Raw genomic sequence first — 25,785 nt, 5'->3', positions numbered from 1 at the left:
GGTCAATCCAATGCGTGATCGAGAAATTCGTTCGACTGTCGACGGAGCCGATCGACCCGGTCGAGTATCCGGGAATCCAAAAGTTCGCTCAGGCAGACGTCGTAAGTGGTCGCCGTCGAATCTTCCGATAGTAGACGCTTTTCTCCGCCGATCATGGCCATCAAGTTTTCGATCTTGGTGGACCGGTACGGGGAGCGCTCGGAGACGAAAGGTTTGGCATGGCGGAGGGCAAAAATACAGCCGTGGAAGAAGTTGGTCGCTACCGCTTCCGCACGGGCCATGGCATGGGCGAAATCCTGCGGACCGGCGGTGATCCATTGCTGATCGGCCCAGTCGTTCCGATAGCCCAGGCTGACCATCGGATAGCCGTGCGATCTGGCCCAGCGCCTAACATTTCGGCCGAATGCCTCGGAGAAATTGTGCCCATAGACCGCTACGAAAGGCCGATCCGGCCCGCGCCAGATTCCTTCCGGTCTCGGCATGAACTGAAGACAGGGGTCGAGCACCAATTCCGGTTCGAAGCCGAGCGCGTTTTGAATAATGGCGCGGGAGTTGTCGTCGCGAACCGAAATCGCCTCGAACCTGCGCAGTCGATCCGCCCAAGCCGGTTCGAGTTCTTGCGAAGCGTCGTAATTGCCGAAACTGGCGCCATAGGAAACCAGCCGTGCCCCGATGCCGGCGCCGAAGAACAGTGGACATCCGCCATACCAGGGGTGTCTCAGATTCCACACTTCGTCGCTGCCGACGATCACCCGATCGAAGCTTTCCAGATTGCTCGCATGTTCGAGGTTGAAGCGCGGCGAACGCGGCAGCTTGGAAATGGCACGGAGAAACTTGAGGAGCTTCAAGCCGTAGAGCAGGTAGTCCATGCTTGGAACCGACGTCGGCAGGACAGGGCGGAGTGCGCACGTCCATTCGGCGCGTTTGATCCGCCAGGCATCGTGATCCAGGATCACGGCCTCGTGCCCGCGCGAGCGTAGTTCCTCCACCAGGCAACGCGCTTGCCAGTAGCTGCCGTAATTGATGCAGCGGTGAAAGGTCAGGATTCCCATCCTTGGCTTAGGATTCCCCATAGCGTTCCGTTCCTGCTTTAACGATTAGATGGCGCGCGAAAAGCGATGTGCGGCACGGTCCAAGAAAATATGATTGTTTATGGCGACCCAAGCTACGAAGAGCCTGTTACCGCCACGCTCGGCCGGGTTCGGCAATGGGCCGACCGTGCGAGCGGCCATGCGCCGGATCGAACGGATTCGTCGGCAAAGGATTGCCGACCTACCGATCGATGCCGCCGAGTAGGTCGGGAATCCTTTCCCGACGCAATGGATGGGCAAGCGGATACGGCGCCACAGTATGCGGCGGGCGAAGGACGGGACGCCCGCCGAAGGCTGCTGATCGACGCGGGACAACTGGAGCAAGCCCTGGCCGACCGGGTGGAAAACGACACGCTCGTAGAACGCATCATGAGCGTCACCGATCTCGCCGCCGACGCGTTTCTCCACGATTCCGATCTCGGGCCACTCCAAGAAGCGCTCGCCCAACTCGAACTGCCGGCGGACTTGACGGTGCGCGTCAAAGTGCCGGAAGGATTTGCATTCTACGCGCTCTATCCGGAGCAATACGCCCAAGCCGCGAGATTATGGGTTCGCAATCATGCGGATTCCGATTCGCGGCGGGCGGTGGTGGTCGGCATTCGCAGCATCGGGACCAGTCTTTCGGCGGTGGTGGCGCGGGAGCTGGCTCAAGCCGGATGGAACGTGCGACGGCTGACGGTCAGGCCGTCGGGGCACCCGTATGCGCGGCGCGCGGCGATTCCTCGCGAGGCGGTTCAAGGAGCGGTTTTCGGATTGGTCGTCGACGAAGGGCCCGGGCTATCCGGCTCGTCGATGGCGGCCGCGGCTCAAGCGCTGGTCGAAGCGGGACTCGATCGATCCGGAATCGGCTTTTTTCCGGGACATGACCGCGGCCCCGGAAACGCCGGAACCGAAGACGTGCGGAGGTGGTGGAGCGATACGCCGAGGTATGTCGTCGGGCCGAGCGAAATGGCTTGGCAGGGCCGGCCGCTAGCGGAAGAGCTGGCATATCGCAGCGGCCCGGCCGTTCGGGTGGACGATCTGAGCGGCGGGATGTGGCGGCATGCCGTCTATCGGCATGAGCAGGAATGGCCGGCGGCGTTCGTCGCATTCGAGCGGGCCAAATATCGGGTGGTGCGGCGTGACGGCTCGTCGGTGCTGTGGAAATTCGAAGGACTGGCCGGCGGGGCGGAGGCGGTCAGGGATAGCATGGCATGGCTGGCTCAACGCGGATGGACCCTGGCTCCTCTGGATTCCGCCCACGGTTTCGTGGCGAGGCTCTGGATCGAAGGCAAGCCGCTTCAAATAGATCAATGCAATACCGCTGTTCTGGATCGAATCGGGCGCTACATCGTCGATGCGGCCGGTACCGCGCTTTCGATTTCCGAGCAAAGGACATCGCTGGAGCGGCTCAAAGAGATGTTGTACTGGAACACTCGGGAAAGTCTGGGAGAGGCCTTGGCAACGCGTACGCTACGGTGGAACGGGTTGGTCCCGGAGCATCCATGGCCAGCCTACGGCGATGGGCGGCTGGCACCCGAGGAGTGGATACGCTCGATCGACGGGAGGCTGATCAAGGTCGATTGCGCCGGGCATTCGACGGATCATACGGTAATCGGACGTCAGCCCCTGATTTGGGACTTGGCGGGCGCGACGGTCGAATGGCGGCTCGATAGCGAAACCGTCCGGCCTTTGCTGAGTGCGTTCGCCGATGCGGGCGGCGAGTTGCCTACACCGGGGACGCTGGCCTTTTACTGCGCGGCCTATGCCGCGTTTCGCTTGGGACAGTGCGCGATCTGCGCCGGCATGAGCGATCCGAGCGAGCAGCGGCGGCTCCTTCGCGCCGGCGATTTCTACGAGTCGCAACTGTTTCGAATTCTCGCTTAGTAAGGCATGGGTAATTCGCTGCCCGTATTGTTGACGCAAAGCACCCACGGGCCATGGTCGAAGATGGCGACGATGCTGACCGAGGCCAGTCCGATCTCGATGCGGCTGAAAAGATCCAAAGGCACGCCCAGAAAATAGGCGAGAGCGGCTTTGATCACGTCGCCGTGGCTCACCAGGGCGATGCAGTCGTCCGGGTGTTTTTCGCGCAGGCGGAGCATTTCGCCGACGATGCGGGCTTGCGTCTCGACCATCGCTTCGCCGTTGGGGACGCGTGTCCCGCTGCGAAAACTATTCCATCGGCCAAAGGTTTCCAGACGGCGGAGATCTTCGAGCTTCCTTCCGGTCCAGTCGCCGAGATCGATCTCGTGGAGGGTTTCGAGGGGTTGAACCGGCAGGCCGAGCCGTTCGGACAAGAATTCGGCCGTCTCGCGGGTTCGGTCGGCCGGGCTCGAGTAGAGAGCGGAAACCGGTAGACCGGCGACGCGTCCTGCCATCTCGGCGGCCTGGTCCCGGCCGAGTTCGCTGAGGTGCACGCCCGGCGCTCGGCCGGCGATGGTGTCGCCGCCCAAGAGATGCGCACCGTGGCGAATCAGCAGAAACGTGGTCATCACGCGTAGCGCCGGGTCATTTCGACGCAGAATTCGGCGAATTCCTCCACGCGTTGCGGCGGGCTGGTGTGGTGGGCGTTGATGCCGCGGTGCTCGGGGGTGAAGCAGTAGGTTACGGTTACCCGGAAGGGTTCGAGCGCCCGCATCTGCCGGTCGAACCAATCGAGTGCGTTCGGCCGAAAACGGTCGGCCCAGCTCAGGCCGGTACGGAGATAGGTGACGCCCAAATCTTTCATGATTCGCACGGCGTCGTCGAGCCGGTGGTCCTCGAAATGAAACCACTGGCACAGGCCCATTTCCGGCGCATACTCGTAGAAATGCCGAAAAGCGCGTTTGGGCATGCCGTCTTCCCGCAGCAGGCCCATGTAGAAATGGCGGTAATAGGACGAGCCTTCGGCCTCGCGGTGACGGGTCGTGGCGGGCCAGGCTCTGGGCAGGTCGTAAAGGCTGTACCAGTGAATCCGCGGCGCCTGCTCCAGCAGCAGTTCCGCGGTTCGCTTGAGCCCGAATTCCTGTACTTCCTCGGCGCCGAAGCTGGAGACGCCGACCTCGGAAATCCAGATGGGCTTGTCGTCGACGACGCTGCGAATTTCGTTCAGCTTGTCGGGCCATTCGTGAATCTGCCAGTGGTTCCAGTCCAGCGGAAACCCGTGGACGGCCACGGCATCCATGCGCGGAATGACGCCGTAGTTTTTCATCCGTTCCATGAACAAGGGATCGATGGGAGAGATGCCCCCGAGGACGACCGGGAGTTTCGGATGTTCCTCGTGCAGGGCATCGGCCGTGAGATTCACCATTTCGGCGAAAAGACTCCAGTCCTGGTCGATCTCGAAATCCCAGTGGGATTTATTGTTGGGTTCGTTCCAGAGCATCACTGCTTCGATCATGATTTCCCTCCGCAAAGCTGTAGCGGGTCGCAAAAGCCTCGTTCCTTTTGGGGTGTCGCAAACGGTCGTCTTGGGAGCGCTAGGGCGAGCCTTCCCGACGCCATCGGTCGGCCAAGTGGAGCCGTCGGCGAGGGATTGCCGCCCTGCAACCGTGCCACTGTGTAGGTCGGGAATCCTTTCCAATCGCAAACGGCCTGGCCGGGAGCGCCGGCCAGCCCCTTCCCGACGCAATGCCCCATCCAGCGGATTCATCCGCCAGGGACGGCCGACCGACGATTTTTCGCCGGCGACTTTTCGTAGGCTCGAAAGGTATACCGTTCCCGGCAAACCGCCAATGCTTATTCCGGCCTACGGTTTTCTCCCGCGACAGGGATAGACCGCCCGATGATCCCAGTCTTCCAGGTTCAGTTCGGTCCTGCGGCAGACGTAGACCTCCTCCTCCGGACGGTCGAGGATATCGAAGCCCGCGCTGCGCAGCATCGCTTCGGTGCCGGCGCGGTTGGGAATCCACCAGTTGGTGGGATCGCCGGAATAGCGGTGTTCTATGAAATGCATCCTGGGAAAACCTGGCCGGTCGAAGACATCCCGTTCCTCGAAGCCGTAGTCCCGTCCTACCGCCTCGATCTCCGGGCTGCCGCGCTGCATGGACTGGAACAGCAGCAGGTCGCGGGCGACGTGTTCGTGGATCAGGTCCAGCGCCAGCAAGGGGTGGCGCAGGTGATAGAACACGCCCATGAAGATCACCAGACCGAAGGTTTCGCCGAGGTCGGCGATGTCGTAGACGGACAGCCGGCGAAATTCGATGTCGAGCCCTTTGACCTCGGCCGCGAAGCGGGCCTGGGCCAGATAATCCTCGTCCGAGTCGATGCCGACGACCCGCTCGGCACCGCGCTTTTTCATCTCGATGGCGTAGAAACCCGCGTTGCAGCCGATGTCGAGCACCGATCGGCCGCTCAAATCGGCGGGAAGCGCGTCGGCGAATTGCCGCCACTTGACGGCGGGATAATCTCCGAGGAAATGATCGGGAGCGGTATGTACGCCGTCGAGGTCGAGGTTGTGGAACCATTCGCCCAGCTCGCGGACGCGCCGCTCGATGCGGTCGCGGGTCCAGACGGTGGTCCCGTGAGTTTCGGTGGGTTCGATCATGGCGACTCCGTCAACGCGGCGCCTTGCCGCGTATGAATGCCTCCGTACGGGCACGGGCTTCGGCATCGGTGAACTGTTCGGGCGGGGATTTCATGAACCAGGCGGCCGGTCCGATCAGCGCTCCGCCGATGCCCCGATCGAGCGCCAGCTTGACGCAGCGCACCGCATCGATGACCACGCCGGCGGAATTGGGCGAATCCCAGACTTCCAGCTTGAGTTCGCCGTGCAGCGGCACGTTGCCGAAGGTCGTGCCTTCCAGCCGGATGTAGCAGAACTTGCGGTCGGTGAGCCAGGGCACGTAGTCGCTGGGGCCGACGTGGGCCTCGGCGTCGGACAGGGCATGGTCGAGCTGGCTGGTCACGGCGCGGGTCTTGGAGAGCTTCTTGGACTCCAGCCGTTCCCGTTCGAGCATATTCAAAAAGTCCGTGTTGCCGCCGAAATTGAGCTGATAGGTGCGGTCCAGCCGGACGCCGCGCTCGCGGAAGAGATTCGCCAGCACCCGGTGGACGATGGTGGCGCCCACCTGCGATTTGATGTCGTCGCCGATGAGAGGAAGGTTTTTTTCCTCGAAACGCTTGCGCCAGCGGAGGTTCGAGGCGATGAACACGGGAATGCAGTTGACCATGCCGCAGTCGGCTTCGAGAGCCTGCTCGGCATAGAACTCGGTAGCCTTTTGGGCGCCGACGGGAAGATAGGAGACGACCACGTCGGTGGCGGTATCGCGGAGGACCTGGGCAATATCTGAGGGCGGATCGGGCGATTCCTCGATGACTTCCCTGAGATATTTGCCGAGGCCGTCGAGCGTGATGCCGCGGCGGACTTCGACGCCGATTTCGGGGACTTCGCAGAACCGGTATGTGTTGTTCGGCTCCGCGAAAATGGCTTCGGACAGGTCCTTGCCGACCTTGCTCACATTGATGTCGAAGGCGGCGGAAAACTCGATATCGGAAATGTGATAGCCGCCGAGGTTGACGTGCATCAGGCCAGGGACGGCATCGCCGTTCTTCGCCTTGCGGTAGAACTCGACGCCCTGGACCAGCGAGGATGCACAATTGCCTACGCCGACGATGGCGATCCTTACCTTCTTGCGATGCATACTCTCTCCTTGAGCATGTCTGGCAGATCGGGAGCGGCCTACGAGACCGTCCGGTTATGGCCGCGGTTTCCTCCCTGGAATAGGCGCAGGGACGGCATTCATTGCCGGAAGCGCCGGAGGAAAGTAGATCCCGGTTCGAATATATTTTTCGAGATTAATTTTTGCAAGAAGTTTCGCGGCGTACGGCGGGTTTCACTCCGTTAACCCGCCCTACGAGCTGGGTAGGGCGGGTTAGGCCGACAGGCCGTAACCCGCCGTACGCCGCGAAAAGGCGGGTTACGCGAGTACGCTAACCCGCCCTACAACCTTCGTCGGGAACGGATTCCCGACCTACTCGATGTTTGGAACGAAACCGTGCCTCAGCGTGTTCTCGCTCACCACCCGAGTCCACAGAAACTGCTTGAGATAGTCGGGGCCGCCGGCCTGTACGCCGGTTCCCGAAAGCCGGGTGCCGCCGAAGGGCTGTACGCCGACGCGCGCGCCGGTGGTGCGGCGGTTGAGATACAAATTGCCGACGCGATACCGTTCCCGCGCGAGATCGAGATGTTCCGGAAGGCGCGAAAAAACGCCGCCGGTCAGAGCGTAGTCCGATTCCAGCGCCAGCGTGAGCGCGGCCTCGAAGGTGGGCGCGCGCAGCACGGCCAGCACGGGGCCGAAGATTTCCTCCCGCGCTAAACGGTGATGGGACTCGATGCCGGTGATTATGGCGGGCGGACAATAGAAACCGTCCGCGGGAACGCGTCCGAGATAATGAAGGCGACCCTCGGTCCGGCCGAGCTCGATATAGCTCATGGCCTTCTGCTGCGCATCGCGGGTGATCATCGGTCCGAAAAGAAATGCCGGATCTTCCGGCGGACCGTAGTCGTAGCTGTCGAGGGTTTCCGTCAGCCGTTTCACCAGCCGGTCGTGAACCCGGCCGACGGCGATGAGACGGGAGCAGGCCGAGCATTTCTGGCCCTGGTAGCCGAACGCGGAGTACAAGGTTTGGGCGACCGCTTCGTCCAGATCGGCGTCCTCGTCGACGATGATCGCGTTCTTGCCGCCCATTTCGCAGACCACCTGCTTGATGTACCGTTGCTCCGGCGCGAGCGTGTGCGCCTCCCGAAGAATCTCCAGGCCCACCGTCTTGGAGCCGGTAAATGCAATGACATGAACGTCCGGATGCTTGACCAGATACCGCCCGACCGTTGCGCCGCTCCCCGGCAGGAGCTGGCACACGCCGGGCGGAAAACCGGCCTGGTCGAGGACGGACTTGAATCCGTGGGCGACGAGATTGGCGGGTGTCGCCGGCTTCACGATAGCGGTATTGCCGGCGACCAGCGCCGCCGCGGTCATGCCGGTGAGAATCGCCAGAGGGAAATTCCAGGGCGGAATCACGGCGGCGACGCCGCGCGGCTCGTAGCGAAGATGATTCGGCTCGCCGGGAAAGCAGCGGGTGGGCCGCCAACCGGCCAGTTGCTCCATCCGGTAGGGGTAATAGCGCAAGTAGTCGACGGCTTCCGCCACGTCCGCGTCGGCCTCGCGCCAATTCTTTCCCGTTTCCAGAACCTGCCAGGCGGCCAGTTCGCCGCGGCGAGCGTCCATGATGTCCGCCGCCCGCCGGCACAGCGCGACCCGAGCGGCGGCGGGCGTGTCGCGCCAGCCGGGGAATGCGCGGTACGCATTGCGGACGGCGCGCTCGGCATGGGTGACATCGGCAACCGCCACATGTCCCAGAATCTCGGACGGTCGCGCCGGATTTCTCGATACTTCCAGCTCCGCGCCCTGCGGCGGAACGCCGGCCATGTCCAGCGGGTAGGTCGCGCCCAGTTTCGTACGCACCGCCGCCAGCGACCTTCGGAATTCCTGGCGAACCCGGTCGTGGCTGAAGTCCTTTAACGGGGCATTGAGAAAGGCGGGAGAAAGTGTTTCGGTTCCGGGTTCGTGCGGGTCGGGCGCCGCCAGAAGGTCGTCCAAATCGGCGCCTTCGACATAGGTTTGCCGCAGAATGGACGTGTTGGCGGTATTTTCCATCAAGCGCCGGATCAGATAGGCGATGCCCGGAATCAGCTCTCCCGTGGGGAGATAAACCCGGAGCGCGATGTCGGATGCGGCGACGGCGTGGCGCAAGGGCTCGGCCATGCCGTACAGCATCTGGACCTCCCAGTCGGCCGTGGAAAGACCTTGCCGGGACGCCGACGCGATGGAGTAGGCGAGACTCCGAAGATTATGGCTGCCCACGGCGGGATAGACAGCATCTGCATGCCGGAACAAGAGATCGAGCAGCGATTCGAACTGGGCGTCGGTAGCCGATTTGTCGAGAAACACCGGCACCGGCCAGTTGCGCTGCTCCGCAAGAGCCACTTCCGTGTCCCAGTACGCGCCTTTGACCAGACGCACGGAAATCCGGCGTTTTTCCCGCTCCGCCCAGTCGATCAGTTCTCGGAGATCGTCCGCGGTCTCCGGAAGATAAGCTTGCAGCGCGATGCCGGGATGCCAGCCGTCATCTCCCTCGCTTTCGACCAGGTCGCGGAACAGGCGGAGCGTCAAGGACTTGAGTTCGTAATGCTCCATGTCCACCGTCATGCCGGCTCCAAGTTCGCGAAGCTTGGCCACCAAGGGCTCCAGCCGGGCGAATACCCGGCGGCGCACGCCGGCGTAGTCGAGCGGATCGAAGTGGGCGGTCAGAGCCGAGAGCTTGACGGAGATATGAATCGGCGGATGTCCGAGCGGCAAGCGGTTCGCCGCCAGAAGGTCCAGCAGCGACAAGTATCGGCCCAGATAAATATCGCATTCCCTTTCGCTCAAGGCAGCTTCGCCCACGGCGTCGACGGTAACGGCCGCGGGTATCCGGGAGATGGTATCCAGCGCTCGGTTCAGGCGATCTTCTTGCTCCTCGACAACGAATTGACGCGCAAGGCGCGACACGGCGCGGCGCAGTGCAAAACCGCTGAAGGAATGGCCCCCCAGCTTGAACATGCGGCCCCACAGTCCCCGAAGCCGATCGGCATGAGGCGCCAGATAGTTCTGAAAATGGCGGGCCAGTTCCCGATCGGTTTCCAGTACCGGCAACACGTCGACGAATTGGAACAGCGCGGCGCGTAAGCCTTCGTCATGCATGGCCCGCATCAACACGCGCCCTCTCAGGCCCCGCGGGTCGAATAAGGACGGCGGCGACTCTCCGGCCAAACGGTAAAGGTTTTCGCCGATGTCGCGGACCCTTCGCTCGAAAGCCGTGTCGTTCATGACCCTACCTCAGAGTTGCCCAACGAATTCGGACCTCACCCGCGATGATAGTTCCATGGCGGAAGCCGCAGCGGGCGTCTCCGACAAGGAACAGAGTGCAGCAAATCGTCTCTAAGGGGAAGTGGCATGAGTGTGATAGATTGGAGGCTATTCCAATGCTTTCCGGATCATCTCTCATGGACGACAAAACCTTAAAACCGATACGACTGATCGGCGTGGCCTTCGACCGCGACGCCGAAACGGGGCCGGAATCCTTGCGCCTTCTGGGCTTGGATCGGAGGCTGAGAAGCCGGGGCGTTTCGGCCGCCTGGCAAACGATTCTCCATCCGCACCGAATACTGGACAAGGTGCCCAAGGTGGCGGATCTCTGCGAACGAGCGGCACAGGAAACCGAGAGCGCCCTGAGAGCCGGCGAATTTTTCGCCGTATTGGGGGATGACCATTCTTGTGCCGTAGGCTCCTGGACTGGTGCGGCGGCGGCTTTGGCCGAACGAGGCCCGTTGGGGCTGATCTGGATCGACGCCCACATGGACAGCCATGTGCCGGAGACGAGCCCCAGCGGCGCATTGCACGGCATGCCTCTCGCGTGCCTCCTCGGTTTCGGCGAACCGTCTCTGGTGAATTTGGGCGGATTCGGCCCGAAGCTGTTTCCCCGGCATGTTTGCCTGATCGGCGTCCATAGCTTCGAGCCGGCCGAGCATGCTCTGCTGGAAAGGCTCGGCGTCCGGATCTTCTATTTGGGCGAAGTCCTTCGGCGCGGACTGAACAATGTCATGGAGGAAGCGTTGTCCATCGTCCAATCCGATACGGCCGGCTTCGGCGTCACCCTCGATCTCGACGCCATCGATCCGAAGGACGCGCCTGGGGTCACGACGCCGGTGGCGGGCGGCATTTCCGGCGAGGAAATGATCGGCGCTTTGGCCATGCTCCAGGGCAATCCGGACTTTCTCGGCATCGAAATCGTGGAATTCGACCCGCCCCGCGATAGGAACCGTGCCACGGTCTATCTGGCCAGCGATCTCTTGCTGGCTGCCGTGGTTCCCGAGCGAGCCGCGCGAGCGGAAGACGTTCTGAGCATCACCGAACGCTATGGCGCGCACAACTACGACACCTTGCCGGTGGTTTTGACCCGAGGACAAGGCGTCTACCTTTGGGACGTCGAAGGGAAACGCTATCTGGACATGATGGGCGCCTATTCCGCCGCAAGCCATGGTCATGCCCATCCGCGCCTGATCCGAACCTTGACCGAGCAGGCGAAGCGGCTGGCCATCACCTCGCGCGCCTTCCACAGCGACCGGCTCGCGCCTTTCCTCAAGAGGGCTTGCGAGCTGACCGGACAGGACATGGCGCTGCCGATGAACACCGGCGCCGAAGGCGTGGAGACCGCGCTGAAAGCCGCCCGCAAGTGGGCGTATCAGGTCAAGGGCGTGGCTCCCGATAGCGCCGAAATCATCGCCTGTCGAGGCAATTTCCACGGGCGGACCATCGCGATCGTCGGTCTTTCATCCGAGCCCGGCTACCGCGAAGGCTTCGGGCCGTTTCCGCCGGGCTTGAAACTGATTCCGTACGGCGATTCCGCGGCCTTGGCCGATGCGATTACCGAGAACACGGCGGCGTTTCTGGTCGAGCCGGTCCAGGGAGAGGGCGGCATCGTCGTCCCGCCGGCGGGTTATCTCGCCGAATGCGCCCGGATTTGCCGGGAGCGGAAGGTTTTGCTGCTGTGCGACGAGGTTCAGACGGGGCTTGGCCGAACCGGCAAATTCCTGGCTTCCGAGCATGAAGGCGTGAAACCCGACGGCCTGATTCTCGGCAAGGCGTTGGGAGGCGGTTTGCTGCCGGTGTCGGCATTTCTGGCGAGCCGCGAGGTGATGGGCGTTTTCGGCCCGGGCCATCACGGCAGCACCTTCGGCGGCAATCCTCTGGCCGCGGCGGTCGGGCTGGAGGCGCTCAATGTGATCGTCGAGGAAGGGTTGGCCGAGCGCTCGGACGAGCTCGGCGCCCATTTTCTCGAAGGGCTGCGCGCTTTGAGGAGCCCTCTGATTCGCGAGGTCCGCGGCAAAGGTTTGTTCATCGGTCTGGAACTTAACTCAGGTTTCTCCGGCCGCGAGTTCTGTATGAGGCTGATGGAGCACGGGATTCTGACCCGCGAGACCCATCAAACCGTCATCCGATTCGCACCGCCTCTGGTCATCGAACGCAAGGAGGTCGAGTGGGCGGTGGAGATGCTCGAGACCGTCATTCGAGATCTGGAACGCAATTGTCCCGGCAAGGGGTAAAAGCATGCGGCTCCGGTCTTTGCGCTTTTTCCAATTCCACTTGGAAAACGGTGCTCATGGCCGATCAGTTCAGCGATGTCCACAATGCGGAAGGGCAGGTCAATCCCGATGGAACGCCCAGTCCGAGCGGGCAGTTCGGCAAGATCGAGGACTGCGCCATCGTCAAGCTCGCGGCCACGTATCGGATCAAGCCCTTGAATACCGACGTGTTCGTCAGCGTGAAAAACCTCTTCGACCAGAACTACATCGTTGATCGCACCCGCGGCATATCGCCGGGTTCGCCGAGACTGGTGCAGGCGGGATTCAAACTAGACTTCCGAGCCTTTCCTGACCGCTCTTAGCCGGTTTGACGCCGCACGAGGGCGTACGGCGCAAGGTCATTCCTTGACGCTTCCCAATACCAGTCCTTCGATGTAGTACTTCTGGAGGACGAGAAACAGAAGAATCACCGGCAGCACGGTGAGCACCGAGCCGGCCATCATCAGTTCGGCGTCTTGCACGTGTTCGCCTAGAAGATTGGCGAGAGCGACCGGCAGCGTGTAAAGATCGCTGTCGGTCAGGATGATGAGCGGCCACATGAAGTCGTTCCAGGTGCCCATGAAAGTGAAGATGGCCAGGGTGACCAGGATAGGCTTGCAGAGCGGCAGAACCAGGGTCCGGTAGATCCGGAATTCGCCAGCGCCGTCGATGCGGGCGGCATCCAGCAGGCTGTCCGGAATCGACAGGGCATACTGCCGGATCAGAAAAATGCCGAAAATGCTCGCCATGCCGGGTACGATCACGCCGCTGTAAGTATTCACCAGCCCCATCTCTTTAAGCATCAGGAACAAGGGCAGCATGGCGACCTGCGCCGGAATCACCATGGAGGCCAGAAGCAGACGAAACAGGCGGTCGCGTCCCTTGAACCGCAGCTTGGCGAAGGCGTAGCCCGCCATGGAATTGAGCAGCAGGGAGAGCACGGTGACCGATGTGGCGATCAGCGTGCTGTTCAGGAGATAGGCGGCGAGATTCAAGCGGGAGAACAGCATCCGGTAATGTTCCAGCGTCGGCGCTGCCGGCAGCAGCGGAGGCGGGAACCGGTTCGCCTCGGCCGAAGACATCAAGGACACGGAAACCATCCAGAACAGCGGGAACAGAGTCGCGATCACCGCCGCGATCAGCGCGAGGTGAAGCAGCAGTGTCTTGATCGGTTTTTCGGAAAATACGGCCACTGTCAGATTTCCCGTCGCCTCAATCTCAACTGCAACACTGTCCCCGTCAGAATGATGAGAAACAACGTGAAGGCCACCGCCGCCGCGTAGCCGAGATTCCACCAGCGAAAACCTTCCTGGAACATCAGGAGCGCCACGCTCAGGGTGCTGTTGGCGGGACCGCCCTGGGTCATCACGTAAGGTTCGGCGAAAAGCTGGAAGTAGCCGATCATCGTGATGACGGTGACGAAGACGAAGGTCGGCGCCAGCATGGGCAAGGTGATGTGGCGGAATTGGCGCCAGGTGCTCGCGCCGTCGATCACCGCGGCTTCGTACAAACGGACCGGAATGCTTTGCAGCCCGGCGATGAAGATGATCATGTTGAAGCCGAAATTCTTCCAGATCGCCATCAGGATGATGGCCGGCATGGCCCAGTCGGGGTCGCCCAGCCAGTCGACGGTATCGAGCCCGAGCAGTCCGAGCAGATAATTCAAGAAGCCGTAGCGGGGATGGTAGAGATAGCGCCAGACCACGGCTATCGCCACCAGGGTGGTGACGACCGGCAGGAACAGCAGCGAGCGGAACAGTCCCTTGAACCGGACCAGGCGGTGGTTGACCAAGAGCGCCGCGCCCAGCGACACGGCCACCGACAACGGGCCGCCTACAAGCACGAAATACAGGGTGTTCTTGAGCGCGGTCCAGAACAAGGGGTCGCCGAGCAACCGAAGATAGTTGTCGAGCGCCACAAAGCGCAGCCGTTCGTGGTCGCCGAGGGCGTAGATGTCGAAATCGGTAAAGCTGAGCAGCAGCGACGCCGCGACCGGCAGGAAAAAGAAGACGACGATCAGGATCAAGGCCGGCGCAAGGAACCAGAAGGCGGTATTCGCCGGTAACAGCGGGGTTTTCATGGCGCCCGTTTCCGCAACAGCCAGCGACGCTTTTCGAGAATCCGGTCTACGTCCTTGTCCAGGGCAGCTAAGGCTTGCTCCTCGGTCAATTCGCCGCGCACTGCTTTTTCCGTATAATGGGCGATTTTGCTGGCGATGCGTTCCCATTCGGGAATTTTCGGCGTGGACACCACCCGCTCCAACTGCGTCTTGAAGGCCTGCGTGCGAGTCGCTGTGGCCAGATCGGGGTGCAGCCAGGCGGAGCGGCGGGCGGGGAGGTCGCCGGTCAGACGGTAAAAGGCAAGCTGTTGTTCGGGTTCGGAGAGAAATTCGATCAGCTTCCAGGCTTGATCTTTACGGCTGGAACTTCGGGCGATCGCGAGACTGGCGCCGCCGGCCAGTGAAACGCCGGGATAACTCTCATCGGGAGCCGGCATCGGCGCGGTGGCCCACCGGCCTTGCATGGACTTCGGAAGCCGGTGTTCGAACTCGACGATATTCCAGGGCCCGGTGACATACATCGCGAAATAGCCGCTGGCGAATTCCTGATAAAGATTGGCGATCTGGGCTTCCGATACGGCGGGTGCATACCCCCGGCGGAAGATGTCGAGATAAAAACGAAAAGCCTGGCGAAAGGCATCGCTCCGGAAATTGCCGAACCGGGCCTCGTCGCGGAGCAGTTCTGACCCCATTTGCAGCGCGAGGATCACCGGGACCTGCCATTCGTTCATGGGCAAGAGCAGCCCGTAGCGGTCTCCACCGGGCAACGCCGCGATTGCCGCCATCGCCGCGAGCCATTCGTTCCAGGTCTTGGGCGGCGCCGAAAAACCGGCCTTGACCAGAATATCGGTACGGTAGAAGAGCAGGCGGGTATCGACATACCAAGGCAGACCGTGAAGCCGTCCGTCGATTTCGTTGGTTTCGATGATGCCCTCGAAATAATCCTCCCGTTGTTGGGCCGTCAGCCTATTGTCAAGACTGTCGACGGCTTTCAGAACGACGAATTCCGGAATCCAGGTATTGCCCAACTGAAAGACATCGGGCATCGCGTCGCCCGCATAGGCGGTCAACAGCTTTTCGTGAGCCGCGCTCCAGGGAATTTGCTGAACCTTGACTTGAAGTTCCGGATGGAGCCGCTCGAATTCGGGCATCAGAGACTGAACCACCTCGCCTTCTTGCCCCATGGCCCAGAATTCGAGAACGGTTTTTTCCCTGTCCCCACCGCACGCGCCAAGCAGGGCGGGCATCAACAAAAAACCGATCAGGCGCACGTAAGGTTTTCCGGCAGGTGTCGAGACACGGTATTCATTGTTTGTTTATTTATCGCGGGAAAACCCCCGGCTCTGCCGCAATGCCATTAAGTTAAGCCGTCATTCCGGCAGGGATTGCCGAAATCCAGTGCACAAGGAAGTGAGAGGCCTTTGCCGTCCTTGGCGTCTGGACCCCGGCATTCCCTGCCGGGGTGACGTCATTCGTCTTAACTTAACGGCAGTGCGGCTCTGTCGGGGGACTCGCAGAGTTTGACATTTCCGGGAGTCAGGTATTGTCCCAATTTCGCTGGGCCGTCATTCCAATCGCAAACGGGCGTTCTGGGAGCGCCAGAACGCCCCTTCCGGCAGGGATTGCTCACCCCGTCCTTGGGGTTCGTCCTTCGGACCGTGCTGCGCACGTCCAAATTTGCTCCGGGCAAATTTGTGCCGGACAAACCGGCAGGACAGCCGGTTTGCACGCATCGCGCCCGAAGGGTGCCGGGCAGGATCGCCCGGCATGAATCCAGTTCACAGGGATTGTGAATGGTCGAAACCATCCGTGGTCACTGGACCCCGGCACTCCAATCGCAAACGGGCCTTTAGTCGACCCCTTCCCTGCCGGGGTGACGACATGGCTTTTGCCCGATGGCGGTCAGGCCCCTTTGAGGGGCCAGCCGTCGAAAGCCACCGGCTTTGCCGGTGGATCGTTACTTTTAGAAAGCAGCCGATCGTCAATTTACCACAGCACCAGGCCCGCACGGCGAGACGGTTTGCCCCCGACAACTTGCCGAGTTTCGGCATAGCCCGCGCGTGTGCCGATTGAGGAACGAGGCCGGAAAAAGCCCCCTTCTCCGATCAGAGATTGATTTACTGTTCAACGTCGTAATAGTTCTCAAAAAGAGATTGATTATCATTAATCTTAGATATACAGTGAAGCCATGCCGTTTAAGCGAGTTTCTTAGCGCAGGCACTGATTAAAACCTTTGGGGGAAGGTATGTTGCTATCCAAGCGAATCGTTGGGCCATTGTCATTGGCCTGTCTTTCGGTGAACCTGGCGTCACAGGTTCAGGCAGATGATCAAGCTGCGCCACCGGCAAGCCTCGGCACGATCCAGGTCGTAGGCAGCGAGGAGCAAGCCAGGGATATGCCGGCTTCAGCGCAATACATCGACACTTCGGAAATTCGCGATCAAAGTTACAGCGACGTCAACCGCATTTTACGTCGCGTGCCCGGCGTCAACATCCGGGAGGAGGATGGTTTCGGATTATTTCCCAACATCAGTTTCCGCGGCGTCGACACGACCCGAAGTGCCAAGATTACCGTGATGGAAGACGGTGTCTTAACCGCGCCGGCACCTTATTCCGCACCCGCCGCATATTTTTCGCCCGCTGCCGGACGCATGAGCGGAATTGAAGTCTTGAAAGGCTCGAGTCAAATCAAATACGGTCCGCATATCACCGGCGGGGTGCTCAACTATTTGTCAACTCCGATTCCGGACAGCGGCAAGGCCTATCTGAAATTTCTCTACGGCAGTTATAACGAAGTCAGAACGCACGGTTTTGTTGGCGATACCTTGAGCACGGAAAACGGCCGTTTCGGTTACTTGGTAGAAGGCTTTTACCGCGGTTCGGACGGGTTCAAGACTATTGATGAAACACCCGATTTCCGCAATGGCGACGAAACCGGATTTCAACAGGTCGAGCCGATGGTGCGTTTGTCCTGGGAACCCAACACGGATATCTACCAAAAGCTCGAGGTCAAGTTCGGCTATTCGAATATGGATGCCGATGAAACCTATCTCGGCTTGAGCGACAACGATTTCAGGAAAGATCCTTATCGGCGGTATTCGGCCTCGCGCTTCGATAATATAGAAACCGAGCACTTTAGAGGATTTGCTCGTTATTTCATTTCTCCGACCGAGAATTTGGATATTGTCACGACGGCTTACTACAGCGAATTCAACAGGAATTGGCAAAAGTTGAACGATCTCAGGGGCGGGGTAACGGGCAATATGGATCTATCCGCCGCCCTGGCGGGCGCCAGGAACGGTCTGGGTCTCGACTGTTTGAAAGGGAACATCGCGTGTAATTTGAGAGTGCGTGACAACAACCGCAGTTATTATTTGGGCGGTGTTGAAACAGTTGCGAATTATCGTCTTGATTTAGGCGCCACACATCACGAGCTCAGTGGGGGATTCCGTTATCACGAGGACCAGGAAACCCGGTTTCAGCACGATACTCTCTATAACCAGGCGGCGGATGGAACGATTATCGGCAAGACCGTCGGTGCGCCGGGAAGCCAAGACGACAGAAAAGGCTTGACCAATGCTTATGCCTTTTTCCTGAAGGACCGCATCGAGTGGGGGAAATGGGGTTTTACTCCGGGTATCCGTTACGAGCACTTGTATCAGACATATAAGAACAACCTGTCGCCTGCGAATAACGGCAGCAGCTCTCTCGATATGTATGCCGGAGGCGCGAGTCTCGATTATCGTTTTAACGAAGACTTCATGATGTTCACTAGTGTTCATCGTGGGTTTTCGCCGCCAGGTCCCCAGGATGCCGTGGTTGACAAGCTTAAGGAAGAAACCAGTAACGCCTATGAACTCGGTGGACGCTATACCCACGGTGCGTTCTCCGCCGAAGTTATCGGATTTTATACGCAGTTCGAGAATTTATTGGTTATCGACAGCATAGGCGGCACCGGCAGCGATGCGAATCAAAACTTCGGCAAAGTCGACAGCCGCGGCGTCGAACTGGCTCTGAATTTCGATGCCGGCGACGCTTTCGCATGGGGTTTCCGCAATCCTTACTTTTTGTCATTCACTTATACCGACGCGGTGCAGCTGAACGATGCCGCCTCTACCAACCCGGAATCGATTTTCAGCTTCGGCAAGGAAGGCAACCGCGTACCCTATATTCCCGAGTACACGCTCAGCTTCGGCAGTGGCCTGCACTTCGACCATTGGGGGGTGGACGTCGTAGTTAACTATGTCGGCGAAACATACACCAGCGCGAGCAACACCAGCGAACAAGTCAACGGCGCAGGCCAACCGGATGCCCGCTTCGGCAAGACCGACGACTTTGTCCTTCTCGATATCTCCGGCTACTATCAACTCACCAAGGGCGTAAAGGTGTTGGCAGGCGTCCAGAATGCGACGGACGAGGAATACATCGTGTCACGACAGCCGCACGGTCCACGCCCCGGCATGCCTTTATTCGCCTACGGCGGCTTCGAGCTGGATTTCGACATTTAGAGCATTTTGCGGTTCGGTGTGTTAGCAGGCCGGGAAGCCTTTTCCGACGAAACCGAGCTTCACAGACCCGCGCATTGGCAAGGGATTGCCGGCCTACTGCTTATTCCTGCCTTCATGTTTGTGGCGCGGGGGAGTCTTCGGACCAAAAGGATGCCATAGGGGGTACGCAGAGCGGACATAACGACGGGATCCGTGCAGCCTGCCGCGAAATCGCGGCAAACTGGCTTGAATGCCCCGCCGTCGCTTCCCGTCAAAAGTACAATGAATCGCGCATCCGGCGGCAATTACTCCGCCGGGGTCTCCATTGCCACGGCTCGTTCGCTTACAGTCAAAGTCCAGCGAAGGGGGAGTCGTAGGTTTATCTCCGAAGCACGCCAAGGCCGTGTCCGAGCCATCGCAGGTGGTCCGTTTCCCAAGCTCCGCGGCAGGGGGTAATGCCAATGCATCACGATCCTGCCGCTATCCCGCGCCATTTCGTCAAACTCCTTTCCGCTGCCACGACCGCTCCTTAGAGCGTTTTTCATCCCGGTGTACGGCTTCGTGTCGGGCGGGAAGAACGTAGGTCGGCAATCCCTTGCCGACTTATCGGCTCGGCAAAGGATTTTGTTGGAAGGGTCGCGACTAAAGCGACCGTTTGCGATTGGAAGGGTCGCGACTAAAGCGACCGTTTGCGATTGGGAAGGGATTGCCGACCTACCTATCGGGCGCTCTGACACCGAATCGGAAAATGCTCTAGTCCCTGACCACCAGCCGCCCCCAGGTACCCCCGGCGAACAGATGAGCCGGACCGTCCCGATAGAGCCAAATTCCGGGCTTCGCGCGTTCGACTTCCGCCGTGAGCGTCACCCCGGGCGTCACCAAGCGCGACCAGGGGGAACCGAAATTCGGGACGTCGTCCTTGAACGAATGCCCGTACAGTTGGAAGCTGTGCTGACGGGCGCGGCCGGCCGGATGGACCACGTGGAAACGCAAGCGCTCATCCGCTTTGGCTTCGAAATCGACGAAGGCTAAGGGTTGCCGATCATCGGTGAAGAAGTCGTTCGCGAAGACGTTGTCATTGAGGTCCTGGGTTTCCTGACCATGCGCATTCGGGTGTGGATCCAGTCCCATGCGCACCCAGAAAGGCGCACTGTGGTAGTTGATGCCTTGCTCGCCGAGATCATAGGAATCGTCGCAGATGCGGCAGTCGGGAACGGGCTGTCCGTTCTTGTGCAGATTCAGCCCGTCTTGATAGACCACGACGAATTCCCGCGCATAGTTCTTGGTGTCATCCTCCCAGACCACGGCCGAGAGACCGGAGGCTCGTTCGAAAGGAATTTCGGTACCGTGGGGCCGGCCTCGCGAGTCCACGTAAAAATCCTCGGGGTCGAACAACTTGGCGTCGGCCGGTTCGATAATGAGCGCGCCGATCAGACCGTGCGTGCCATGGCCGATGACGTCGCCGTGGGAATTCAATCCCGCCGCGAGCGGTTCATTGAAGGGTTCGATGACGAGGCTTTCGACCTTGCCGCCCTTCCGGTCGATATTCACCCGGCCCGCGAACCAGTTGTAAGTTCGCGTTTCGCCTGGGACCGCCAGCGCTTTATCGATGCGGTTGAAACCCGCGACTGCGCCGTTTCCGGCATTGACGTCCACGGCCACCAGCTGCGGATGGAGCGAGACACGGTTTGACGGCGGCGCGTCCAGCAAGCCCTCGTTGTGCTCGTCCACATTGATTTGAGTGATGCGCGGCATGAGTGCGTCGCCCGGACGGTCCGACAGGCGCGTCCCCAGGTGATTGGTCAGCTTCACCACCGCGCAATGTCCTGCCTTGACCCGAAGCACGAGTGGCGTCAAAGGCTTGCCGTTGCGAATCGCTTCGACATCGCCAGCCGGAACGAAAACCAGACCGTCCGGGTCATCCAGGCCGTGGACATCGTCGTAGCGCATTCCCCTCTCGCCCAGCAGGTCCTTCACTTGCCAAGCTTCTATAGCGTATTCAGACCGCGGTGCATTCCGGGGACAACCGTCACCGGCCACCAATTGTCCCGCTTGGGGATCGCTTATCCTGCCGTCGGTATTGTCGTCCAGAACCGCCAGCGCGCAATGATCGTCGCTACGCCCGCCGTCCGGGCAACTGTTCGGCCCGTCGAGGTGCTGCCGCGCGACCGGCTGGGCGGCGCAGCCGGCCTGCCGGAGTTTGTCAATGAAGGGCTTGCGCTGTGCCGCATCCTTGTCCGGCGCGCTGGCTTCGAGCAAATCGACTTGTCCGACTTTCAGCACGCCATGCTCGTCCTCGCATGCCGCCGGGTCGAAAACTTCAGGGCTGGCGAAAGCGCGCAACAGTCCCCAACTGCCGTTCCACAAGTCGTCCTGAGTGCCGAAGTGGAAGAGGTAGTCGGCGGTACCGAGTCCGGCGCCGATGTTAGCCAGATTGACCGTGTCCATCTCGAAATGTTCGGAAATTCCGATTTCCTGGGCATTGATCCAGGGGGCAGTCGGGTTCTTCGCTTCCCTTCGCCAGGCCAGCCCGTGTACGGTGAAACCGTGCTGGACTTCCTGCGCCCCCTGGATTACGCGCAATTGAACCCGGTCGCCCTCATAGGCCCTGAAGGGCTTCAGGAAGGGATCGCCATGCGGTGCCGAGGAGCTAAAGACATAAGCCAGATCGCTGGGGCGACACAGCGCCGGGCGCGCGCTTTCGGGGTCGTCCAGATGCCCTGCGCATTCGCCGGGCTTGAGCTTTGAAAAATGACTGCCGCTTGCGGGGCTGTCGCGTTCGCCGATACGCAGCGGGATGGGCTCGTGTTTGTAATTGACCAGATAGGGATTGTGGTGGTCGGTGGAAATCGCCTCGGGCATGGCCGGCGGATCGACGGGATAGCCGTGCAGCTTGCGGTAGGCGACGTAATAGTCCTCCACCGTGGTGTTCACCTTGCCCGCCATGCCTTCCGGCAGAGCCGGACCTTGCGTTTGCCCGGCATCGTAGAGCAACGCGAAATCGGCGATGGCCAGGGCGAATTCGCGCGTGTCGGGATGCTTTTCCCTGGCTTCCGCCTTGACCACCATGCCGCGCGAGCCGACCGCGAAAGATTCGCGGCATGTACGCTCCGGTTCGGTGACGGGGGCGCGGCAGGCAATATCGCGGCTGGCGCCGGCGACGTTCTGCTCATTTCCGCCGGGTAATCGCCGCTTGCCCGTTTTCATGTCGGTACCGTCCGGGGTACGCCAAACCGAGCCCTTGGGTTCGACCAGCATGGCGTTGTAAAACCCGTGATGCTGAATCGAGGACGGCGCGAAGTGATCGTGCGTGAATACCGTGCCCAGCGTGCCGTCGCCGTCCTTATGGTCGTGGGCATCCGCCCACCAGCGCTGGATGGTGGTCTGAAACACCGGACGGCCCTGCTTGTTGGTCTTGGCGCGAGGCTTAGGCTTGATTTGGCCGAGGTGATCCTTCACCACGCCGAAGCGGCTGGCTTCGGACAGCTCCTTGATCGCTTCCCAGGCCAGTGTGCCATCCTCGTAATTGAAGCCGTTGCCCGAGCCGTCCGCAGCGAGGACATCGAATTTGACCAGATGGATGTGTTGACCGATGGTGTCGGTAGGCGTGGCGACCTGGAAATCGTCGCGTCTCACCGTGGCACCGGCACGGTTGGTATGCAGGAACTCCACGCACTCGCCCGATTCCACACGGAAGAAGAATGGCTCGGCCGCGGCGGTTTTTTTGCCTTCGTAACGAGCAACGTCCCGGTCCAGAACATTGATGCGTGACTGCGGGTCATGCCAGCCGTGTTCGTTGGTTTGAATGTCCAGATCGATCACCGAAGCGCGGTAACGCCGAATCGGCGCCGTGGGATCCTCGCCGCACGGGTCGGCGAAAGGCGCGCCGGGCCGCCGCGCTTTGCCGTTGACCCGGAATACCGCATCCCGGCCCTCCGGCGTCCGGCTCGGGTAACCGGCGGCGTGTTCATGGAAAGCCATCGCCGCTTTTTCCAATGCGGTGCCCGCTTCGGGCAACAGAATTAGATTCGCGCGGGTGATATGCGCGGTCATGTCGGCGTTCGCCAACTGTTCCGCGGCGGTTCGCCCGCCGTTGAATTCCCGCTCGCCGCCGGTTACAAGGTGCCGCCCAAGACCGCCGTTTTCGACGATGTCGAGCGGAGGCTGCGGCGCACGGTGTCCGGCCTGACCGGGAATGTAAAAAGGGAAGCCTGGAAAGGATTGGGCTATGCGCTTGCTCGGATCGGGATCTTCCGCATAAGTCGGAGCGGGCGCGATGGCGAGCTCAGGCAAGGGAATCACTGCCGGAATAGGGGTGCCGCCCGTGGCGACGCCGGTTCTCGGATCGGTGCCGGGTCCCCGTTCTCCATCGGGCAGACGGCGCGTGCCGTCCTCGAAAACGTCGTGGACGCGCCACAACCCCCACATGCCTTGAGCGAAATGCGGGTAGAGATGACAGTGGAAGATCGAATCGCCCGGCGCCAGATTGCGGTTGCCGCTGGCCTCGTGCGCGATGGCGTAGGCAAAGCTTTGTTGCGGTGCGATGGTCTGCGAATCGAGATAATTGGAATACCCGCTTCGACTGGATTCCCATTGATGTGCATGCAGGTGGAACACATGGGTTTCCTTCGGGCCGGCGTGCGAGTTGCGGAACAGCACGGGATCGCCGAGATAGCTGTGATGGACGTTGGACGGATCGTCCTCGTACTGAGGCAGCAGCGCGGGATCGCCGTTTGCCCAGGATTGCAGGAAAAATTCTTCGTAAAGGCAGTCGACGCAATCCTTGGCCGGTCCTTTGCCCAGGCGGTTGGCCAACAAGATGGTGCCCATGCCGCTCGCGCCGTAGTTGATGGCAAATCCGTCTCGCACCCCCGCCAATTGCGGGTTGGTGGCGAGAATGCGGAAGTCCTCGGGATAGACGGTCTTCAGTTCATCATGGAAGGTGACCGTGAATTCGCGGCCGCTCTTGCCGCTGTCGTGATCGACGATGATGGCGTCCAAGGGACTGTGGATCAGTTCGAACCGGTCGTTGCCAAGCGGCTTGAGCAGGTTCAGGACGGGATCGCCGTGCTCGTCGAGCGCTTCATACTCGATCAGCGCGGGTGCCTTGGCCTGCCGTTTCGCTTCCTTGAGTTCGTCGGCGCGGACCGCGCTGCGATACCAGGTGCTGCGTTCCGGTTCCACCGTCACCGTGCCGAACAGGCCGTGTACCAGCGAGCCGCCGTCGCCTTCGCCCCCGGACGGCGCGGCGAGACTGGCGAACAAAAAGGTGCCCTCGCGCTCGGCGCGCCAACGGTAGGTGATTGTGGCCCCCGGAGGAATGCCCTGCAAACCGGTTGCGGCAGGATCGTGGCCATCGGCTTCGACCCGCAGACCCGAAAGTGCGATGGAGGCGCAGCGGGTGGTTGGGGTATTCCCGTGCGGCGGCGGCGTGCCGGCTGGCGCGCACGGGTCGGAATCAGTCCGATGCGCCGATACGACCTGGTTGGCCGCATGGCCTTTTTCCTCGATCGCCTCTTCCTCGATATCGTCGGGATGTCGCTTGGGCCGTTCGGGGCTCAGCAAATTGGTGAAGGTCACTTCGAGAATGTCTCCCTTGTGCGCCCTAAGTGCCAAAGGCCGGGCCCGCTTGACCGACTTCAGCCTGACCTTGCCCGGCCGCAGTTCGGGCTGTCCATCGCTGCTTTCCACATCGCGCTCAAGGGCGTAAATCATGCCGTAGGGGTTGTGGGAACCGAAGCGGTTGTACTGGATATCGTGCTCGATTGCGACGACATCGGCGTGGATGACTCGGGTGTGACGGGCGTCCCCGCCGTTGTCTTTCGCGGGGCGGCAACCGACACCCGCGAGGGTGGTCAGGATGAGAGCGAAAATTGTGATAACGCGTCCGACTTTCATGACGGCATCCCCCCTAAATCAACCAAATTCCGTCTACCAGCAACCCGCTGGGGAACGCTCGCCCTTGCACTCTCTGCAAGGGATCGGGGCCGGACAGGGGATTGAAGGTGTAGCCGTTGCTGACGACGATGCGAAACGTCACGCGCACGGAGCTCGACGTTTTCCAGGAATAAGGCATCCAGCCGCTCGACCAGCGGATCGAGCCGTCGGGACTCTTCAAACCTTGGCTTTGCACCAGGAGTTTTTGTTCAATCGTCTGTCCGGTTTGCTCGTCGATCAATTCGGCCAAGGCAAAGTCGTTGATATCGTCGCGCTGGTCGTAAACCAGAAAATTCCAGCGCGTCATGATGCCTTCGCCGGGCTTGAGGCTGATGCCCTCCACCGCAAGACTGGCGCCGTCGATGCCGCGCGTTTTCTGCGACAGCAGATCGATGAAATCAAGGTCCGAGGTGTCCAGTGGATCACGGCTGGCTGGCGCGGTCAGATCGGATGACAGTATTTGGCTGGGCGGCAGGCGGGTTCCGTTGGAGAGATCGATAAGATTCGGATCGTCGAGGATGGCGAAATGCTTACCAAGTCCGGGCGACACCGAGCGGTTTTCCCAAGCATGTCGAAAATCCCGATCCACTCGCGCTCGCCCGCGGACGGCGAAACCTTCGAATGTGCCCTTTTGAAAGATGTTGTTATCGGCTGGAAAGGACATGGCGCCTCCTCATTTTTTGTTATTACGGTGTTGTTAAGGGCGTGAGCAAACTGTTTATCCGCAATCCAGGATGTTTTCCCGCTATTCTCCGCTCGGGTATGCCTATGCTGTCAAGTTAAACCTTGAACTGATTAATAGTATTGAAAAAGAAGTTCTTAATACTCTTCAACGCCAGCATCTCTGGTGCCGATATTCAGCCGCATTTGAGGCAGAATTTCTAGAGAGGCGGCCAATTCAAAGAAGTTTTCGATAACCCGTGGTTCGAGATAATCGGCATGAATTTGAATCGACTCGATTTGGGTTACATAAAACCGGTTATATTTTCGATTCCCTCTGTCGAAAGGTTATACGGCGCTTATTCATCAACGGGTTATTGCCAATCACTGCTTGCAAGGTTGCCGTCCACTCTGTGCTGAAGGCGCAATG

At 60.6% G+C, this 25,785-nt stretch carries 15 protein-coding genes; 4 read left to right on the top strand and 11 right to left on the bottom strand.

The genetic code is table 11. The features are described from left to right. Nucleotides 1–2 precede the first annotated feature (2 nt). Nucleotides 3–1,073, bottom strand: a complete 1,071-nt coding sequence (locus tag ACR2TX_RS23285; RefSeq protein ID WP_210023856.1) for a polysaccharide pyruvyl transferase family protein — start codon at nt 1,071–1,073, stop codon at nt 3–5. Nucleotides 1,074–1,142: 69 nt separating this feature from the next. Between ACR2TX_RS23285 and ACR2TX_RS23280 the strand changes: the two genes are divergently transcribed. Continuing rightward, the gene (locus tag ACR2TX_RS23280) at nt 1,143–2,957 is read left to right on the top strand and encodes a hypothetical protein (RefSeq protein ID WP_434130780.1); all 1,815 of its coding nucleotides are present in this window, start codon (nt 1,143–1,145) and stop codon (nt 2,955–2,957) included. Here the strand turns inward: ACR2TX_RS23280 and ACR2TX_RS23275 are convergent. The 5 genes from ACR2TX_RS23275 to ACR2TX_RS23255 form a co-directional block, all read right to left on the bottom strand. Then, complete coding sequence (locus ACR2TX_RS23275; protein WP_434132542.1) at nt 2,954–3,565, bottom strand: histidine phosphatase family protein; 612 nt, start codon at nt 3,563–3,565, stop codon at nt 2,954–2,956. The two genes, ACR2TX_RS23280 and ACR2TX_RS23275, sit on opposite strands and share 4 nt — an antisense overlap. Then, nucleotides 3,565–4,452: a glycosyl hydrolase gene (locus ACR2TX_RS23270; RefSeq protein WP_086134553.1), complete on the bottom strand. Its 888-nt coding sequence runs from the start codon at nt 4,450–4,452 to the stop codon at nt 3,565–3,567. The genes ACR2TX_RS23275 and ACR2TX_RS23270 overlap by 1 nt, the downstream gene beginning before the upstream one ends. 348 nt (nt 4,453–4,800) lie before the next feature. After that, on the bottom strand, nt 4,801–5,598 hold the full coding sequence (locus ACR2TX_RS23265; protein WP_210023859.1) for a TIGR04290 family methyltransferase: 798 nt from the start codon (nt 5,596–5,598) through the stop codon (nt 4,801–4,803). A 10-nt stretch (nt 5,599–5,608) separates the two neighbouring features. Further along, the gene (locus tag ACR2TX_RS23260) at nt 5,609–6,694 is read right to left on the bottom strand and encodes an inositol-3-phosphate synthase (RefSeq protein ID WP_077728873.1); all 1,086 of its coding nucleotides are present in this window, start codon (nt 6,692–6,694) and stop codon (nt 5,609–5,611) included. A gap of 330 nt (nt 6,695–7,024) precedes the next feature. Beyond that, entirely contained in the window at nt 7,025–9,919 is a 2,895-nt protein-coding gene (locus ACR2TX_RS23255) for a proline dehydrogenase family protein (RefSeq protein WP_434130779.1), read from the bottom strand. Between the two features lie 176 nt (nt 9,920–10,095). On the opposite strand from ACR2TX_RS23255, the gene rocD reads away from it, so the two are divergent. Then, nucleotides 10,096–12,195: an ornithine--oxo-acid transaminase gene (gene rocD, locus ACR2TX_RS23250; RefSeq protein WP_434130778.1), complete on the top strand. Its 2,100-nt coding sequence runs from the start codon at nt 10,096–10,098 to the stop codon at nt 12,193–12,195. A gap of 56 nt (nt 12,196–12,251) precedes the next feature. After that, nucleotides 12,252–12,536, top strand: a complete 285-nt coding sequence (locus tag ACR2TX_RS23245; protein ID WP_156880424.1) for a hypothetical protein — start codon at nt 12,252–12,254, stop codon at nt 12,534–12,536. 36 nt (nt 12,537–12,572) lie between these two features. Here ACR2TX_RS23245 and ACR2TX_RS23240 read toward each other — a convergent pair whose 3' ends face one another. Genes ACR2TX_RS23240 through ACR2TX_RS23230 form a run of 3 tightly spaced genes read right to left on the bottom strand, consistent with a single transcriptional unit; the run spans nt 12,573 to nt 15,543 of the window. Beyond that, nucleotides 12,573–13,406, bottom strand: coding sequence for a carbohydrate ABC transporter permease (locus ACR2TX_RS23240; protein ID WP_347258810.1), 834 nt, complete (start codon nt 13,404–13,406; stop codon nt 12,573–12,575). Nucleotides 13,407–13,408: 2 nt separating this feature from the next. Further along, on the bottom strand, nt 13,409–14,281 hold the full coding sequence (locus ACR2TX_RS23235) for a carbohydrate ABC transporter permease (protein WP_434132540.1): 873 nt from the start codon (nt 14,279–14,281) through the stop codon (nt 13,409–13,411). An 8-nt stretch (nt 14,282–14,289) separates the two neighbouring features. After that, nucleotides 14,290–15,543 (bottom strand): sugar ABC transporter substrate-binding protein, encoded by a 1,254-nt coding sequence (locus ACR2TX_RS23230; protein WP_210023862.1) that lies wholly within the window; start codon nt 15,541–15,543, stop codon nt 14,290–14,292. A gap of 974 nt (nt 15,544–16,517) precedes the next feature. On the opposite strand from ACR2TX_RS23230, the gene ACR2TX_RS23225 reads away from it, so the two are divergent. After that, a complete protein-coding gene (locus ACR2TX_RS23225) occupies nt 16,518–18,779 on the top strand; it encodes a TonB-dependent receptor family protein (RefSeq protein ID WP_077728878.1) in 2,262 nt (753 codons plus the stop codon). 732 nt (nt 18,780–19,511) lie between these two features. Here ACR2TX_RS23225 and ACR2TX_RS23220 read toward each other — a convergent pair. Both ACR2TX_RS23220 and ACR2TX_RS23215 read right to left on the bottom strand, forming a co-directional pair. Next, nucleotides 19,512–24,656: a hypothetical protein gene (locus tag ACR2TX_RS23220; protein WP_434113617.1), complete on the bottom strand. Its 5,145-nt coding sequence runs from the start codon at nt 24,654–24,656 to the stop codon at nt 19,512–19,514. Nucleotides 24,657–24,669: 13 nt separating this feature from the next. Beyond that, nucleotides 24,670–25,359: a hypothetical protein gene (locus tag ACR2TX_RS23215; protein ID WP_077728880.1), complete on the bottom strand. Its 690-nt coding sequence runs from the start codon at nt 25,357–25,359 to the stop codon at nt 24,670–24,672. Nucleotides 25,360–25,785: the final 426 nt, after the last annotated feature.

The sequence above is a fragment of the Methylocaldum sp. GT1BB genome (genome assembly GCF_051027545.1).
Lineage (GTDB): Bacteria > Pseudomonadota > Gammaproteobacteria > Methylococcales > Methylococcaceae > Methylocaldum.
This window is presented reverse-complemented; position numbering and strand designations above follow the sequence as displayed.

Coding starts and splice junctions, on each gene's coding strand:
- ACR2TX_RS23285 (WP_210023856.1), bottom strand. CDS start 1,073: ATGGGGAATCCTAAGCCAAGGATGGGAATCCTGACCTTTCACCGCTGC.
- ACR2TX_RS23280 (WP_434130780.1), top strand. CDS start 1,143: ATGATTGTTTATGGCGACCCAAGCTACGAAGAGCCTGTTACCGCCACG.
- ACR2TX_RS23275 (WP_434132542.1), bottom strand. CDS start 3,565: ATGACCACGTTTCTGCTGATTCGCCACGGTGCGCATCTCTTGGGCGGC.
- ACR2TX_RS23270 (WP_086134553.1), bottom strand. CDS start 4,452: ATGATCGAAGCAGTGATGCTCTGGAACGAACCCAACAATAAATCCCAC.
- ACR2TX_RS23265 (WP_210023859.1), bottom strand. CDS start 5,598: ATGATCGAACCCACCGAAACTCACGGGACCACCGTCTGGACCCGCGAC.
- ACR2TX_RS23260 (WP_077728873.1), bottom strand. CDS start 6,694: ATGCATCGCAAGAAGGTAAGGATCGCCATCGTCGGCGTAGGCAATTGT.
- ACR2TX_RS23255 (WP_434130779.1), bottom strand. CDS start 9,919: ATGAACGACACGGCTTTCGAGCGAAGGGTCCGCGACATCGGCGAAAAC.
- rocD (WP_434130778.1), top strand. CDS start 10,096: ATGGACGACAAAACCTTAAAACCGATACGACTGATCGGCGTGGCCTTC.
- ACR2TX_RS23245 (WP_156880424.1), top strand. CDS start 12,252: ATGGCCGATCAGTTCAGCGATGTCCACAATGCGGAAGGGCAGGTCAAT.
- ACR2TX_RS23225 (WP_077728878.1), top strand. CDS start 16,518: ATGTTGCTATCCAAGCGAATCGTTGGGCCATTGTCATTGGCCTGTCTT.
- ACR2TX_RS23220 (WP_434113617.1), bottom strand. CDS start 24,656: ATGAAAGTCGGACGCGTTATCACAATTTTCGCTCTCATCCTGACCACC.
- ACR2TX_RS23215 (WP_077728880.1), bottom strand. CDS start 25,359: ATGTCCTTTCCAGCCGATAACAACATCTTTCAAAAGGGCACATTCGAA.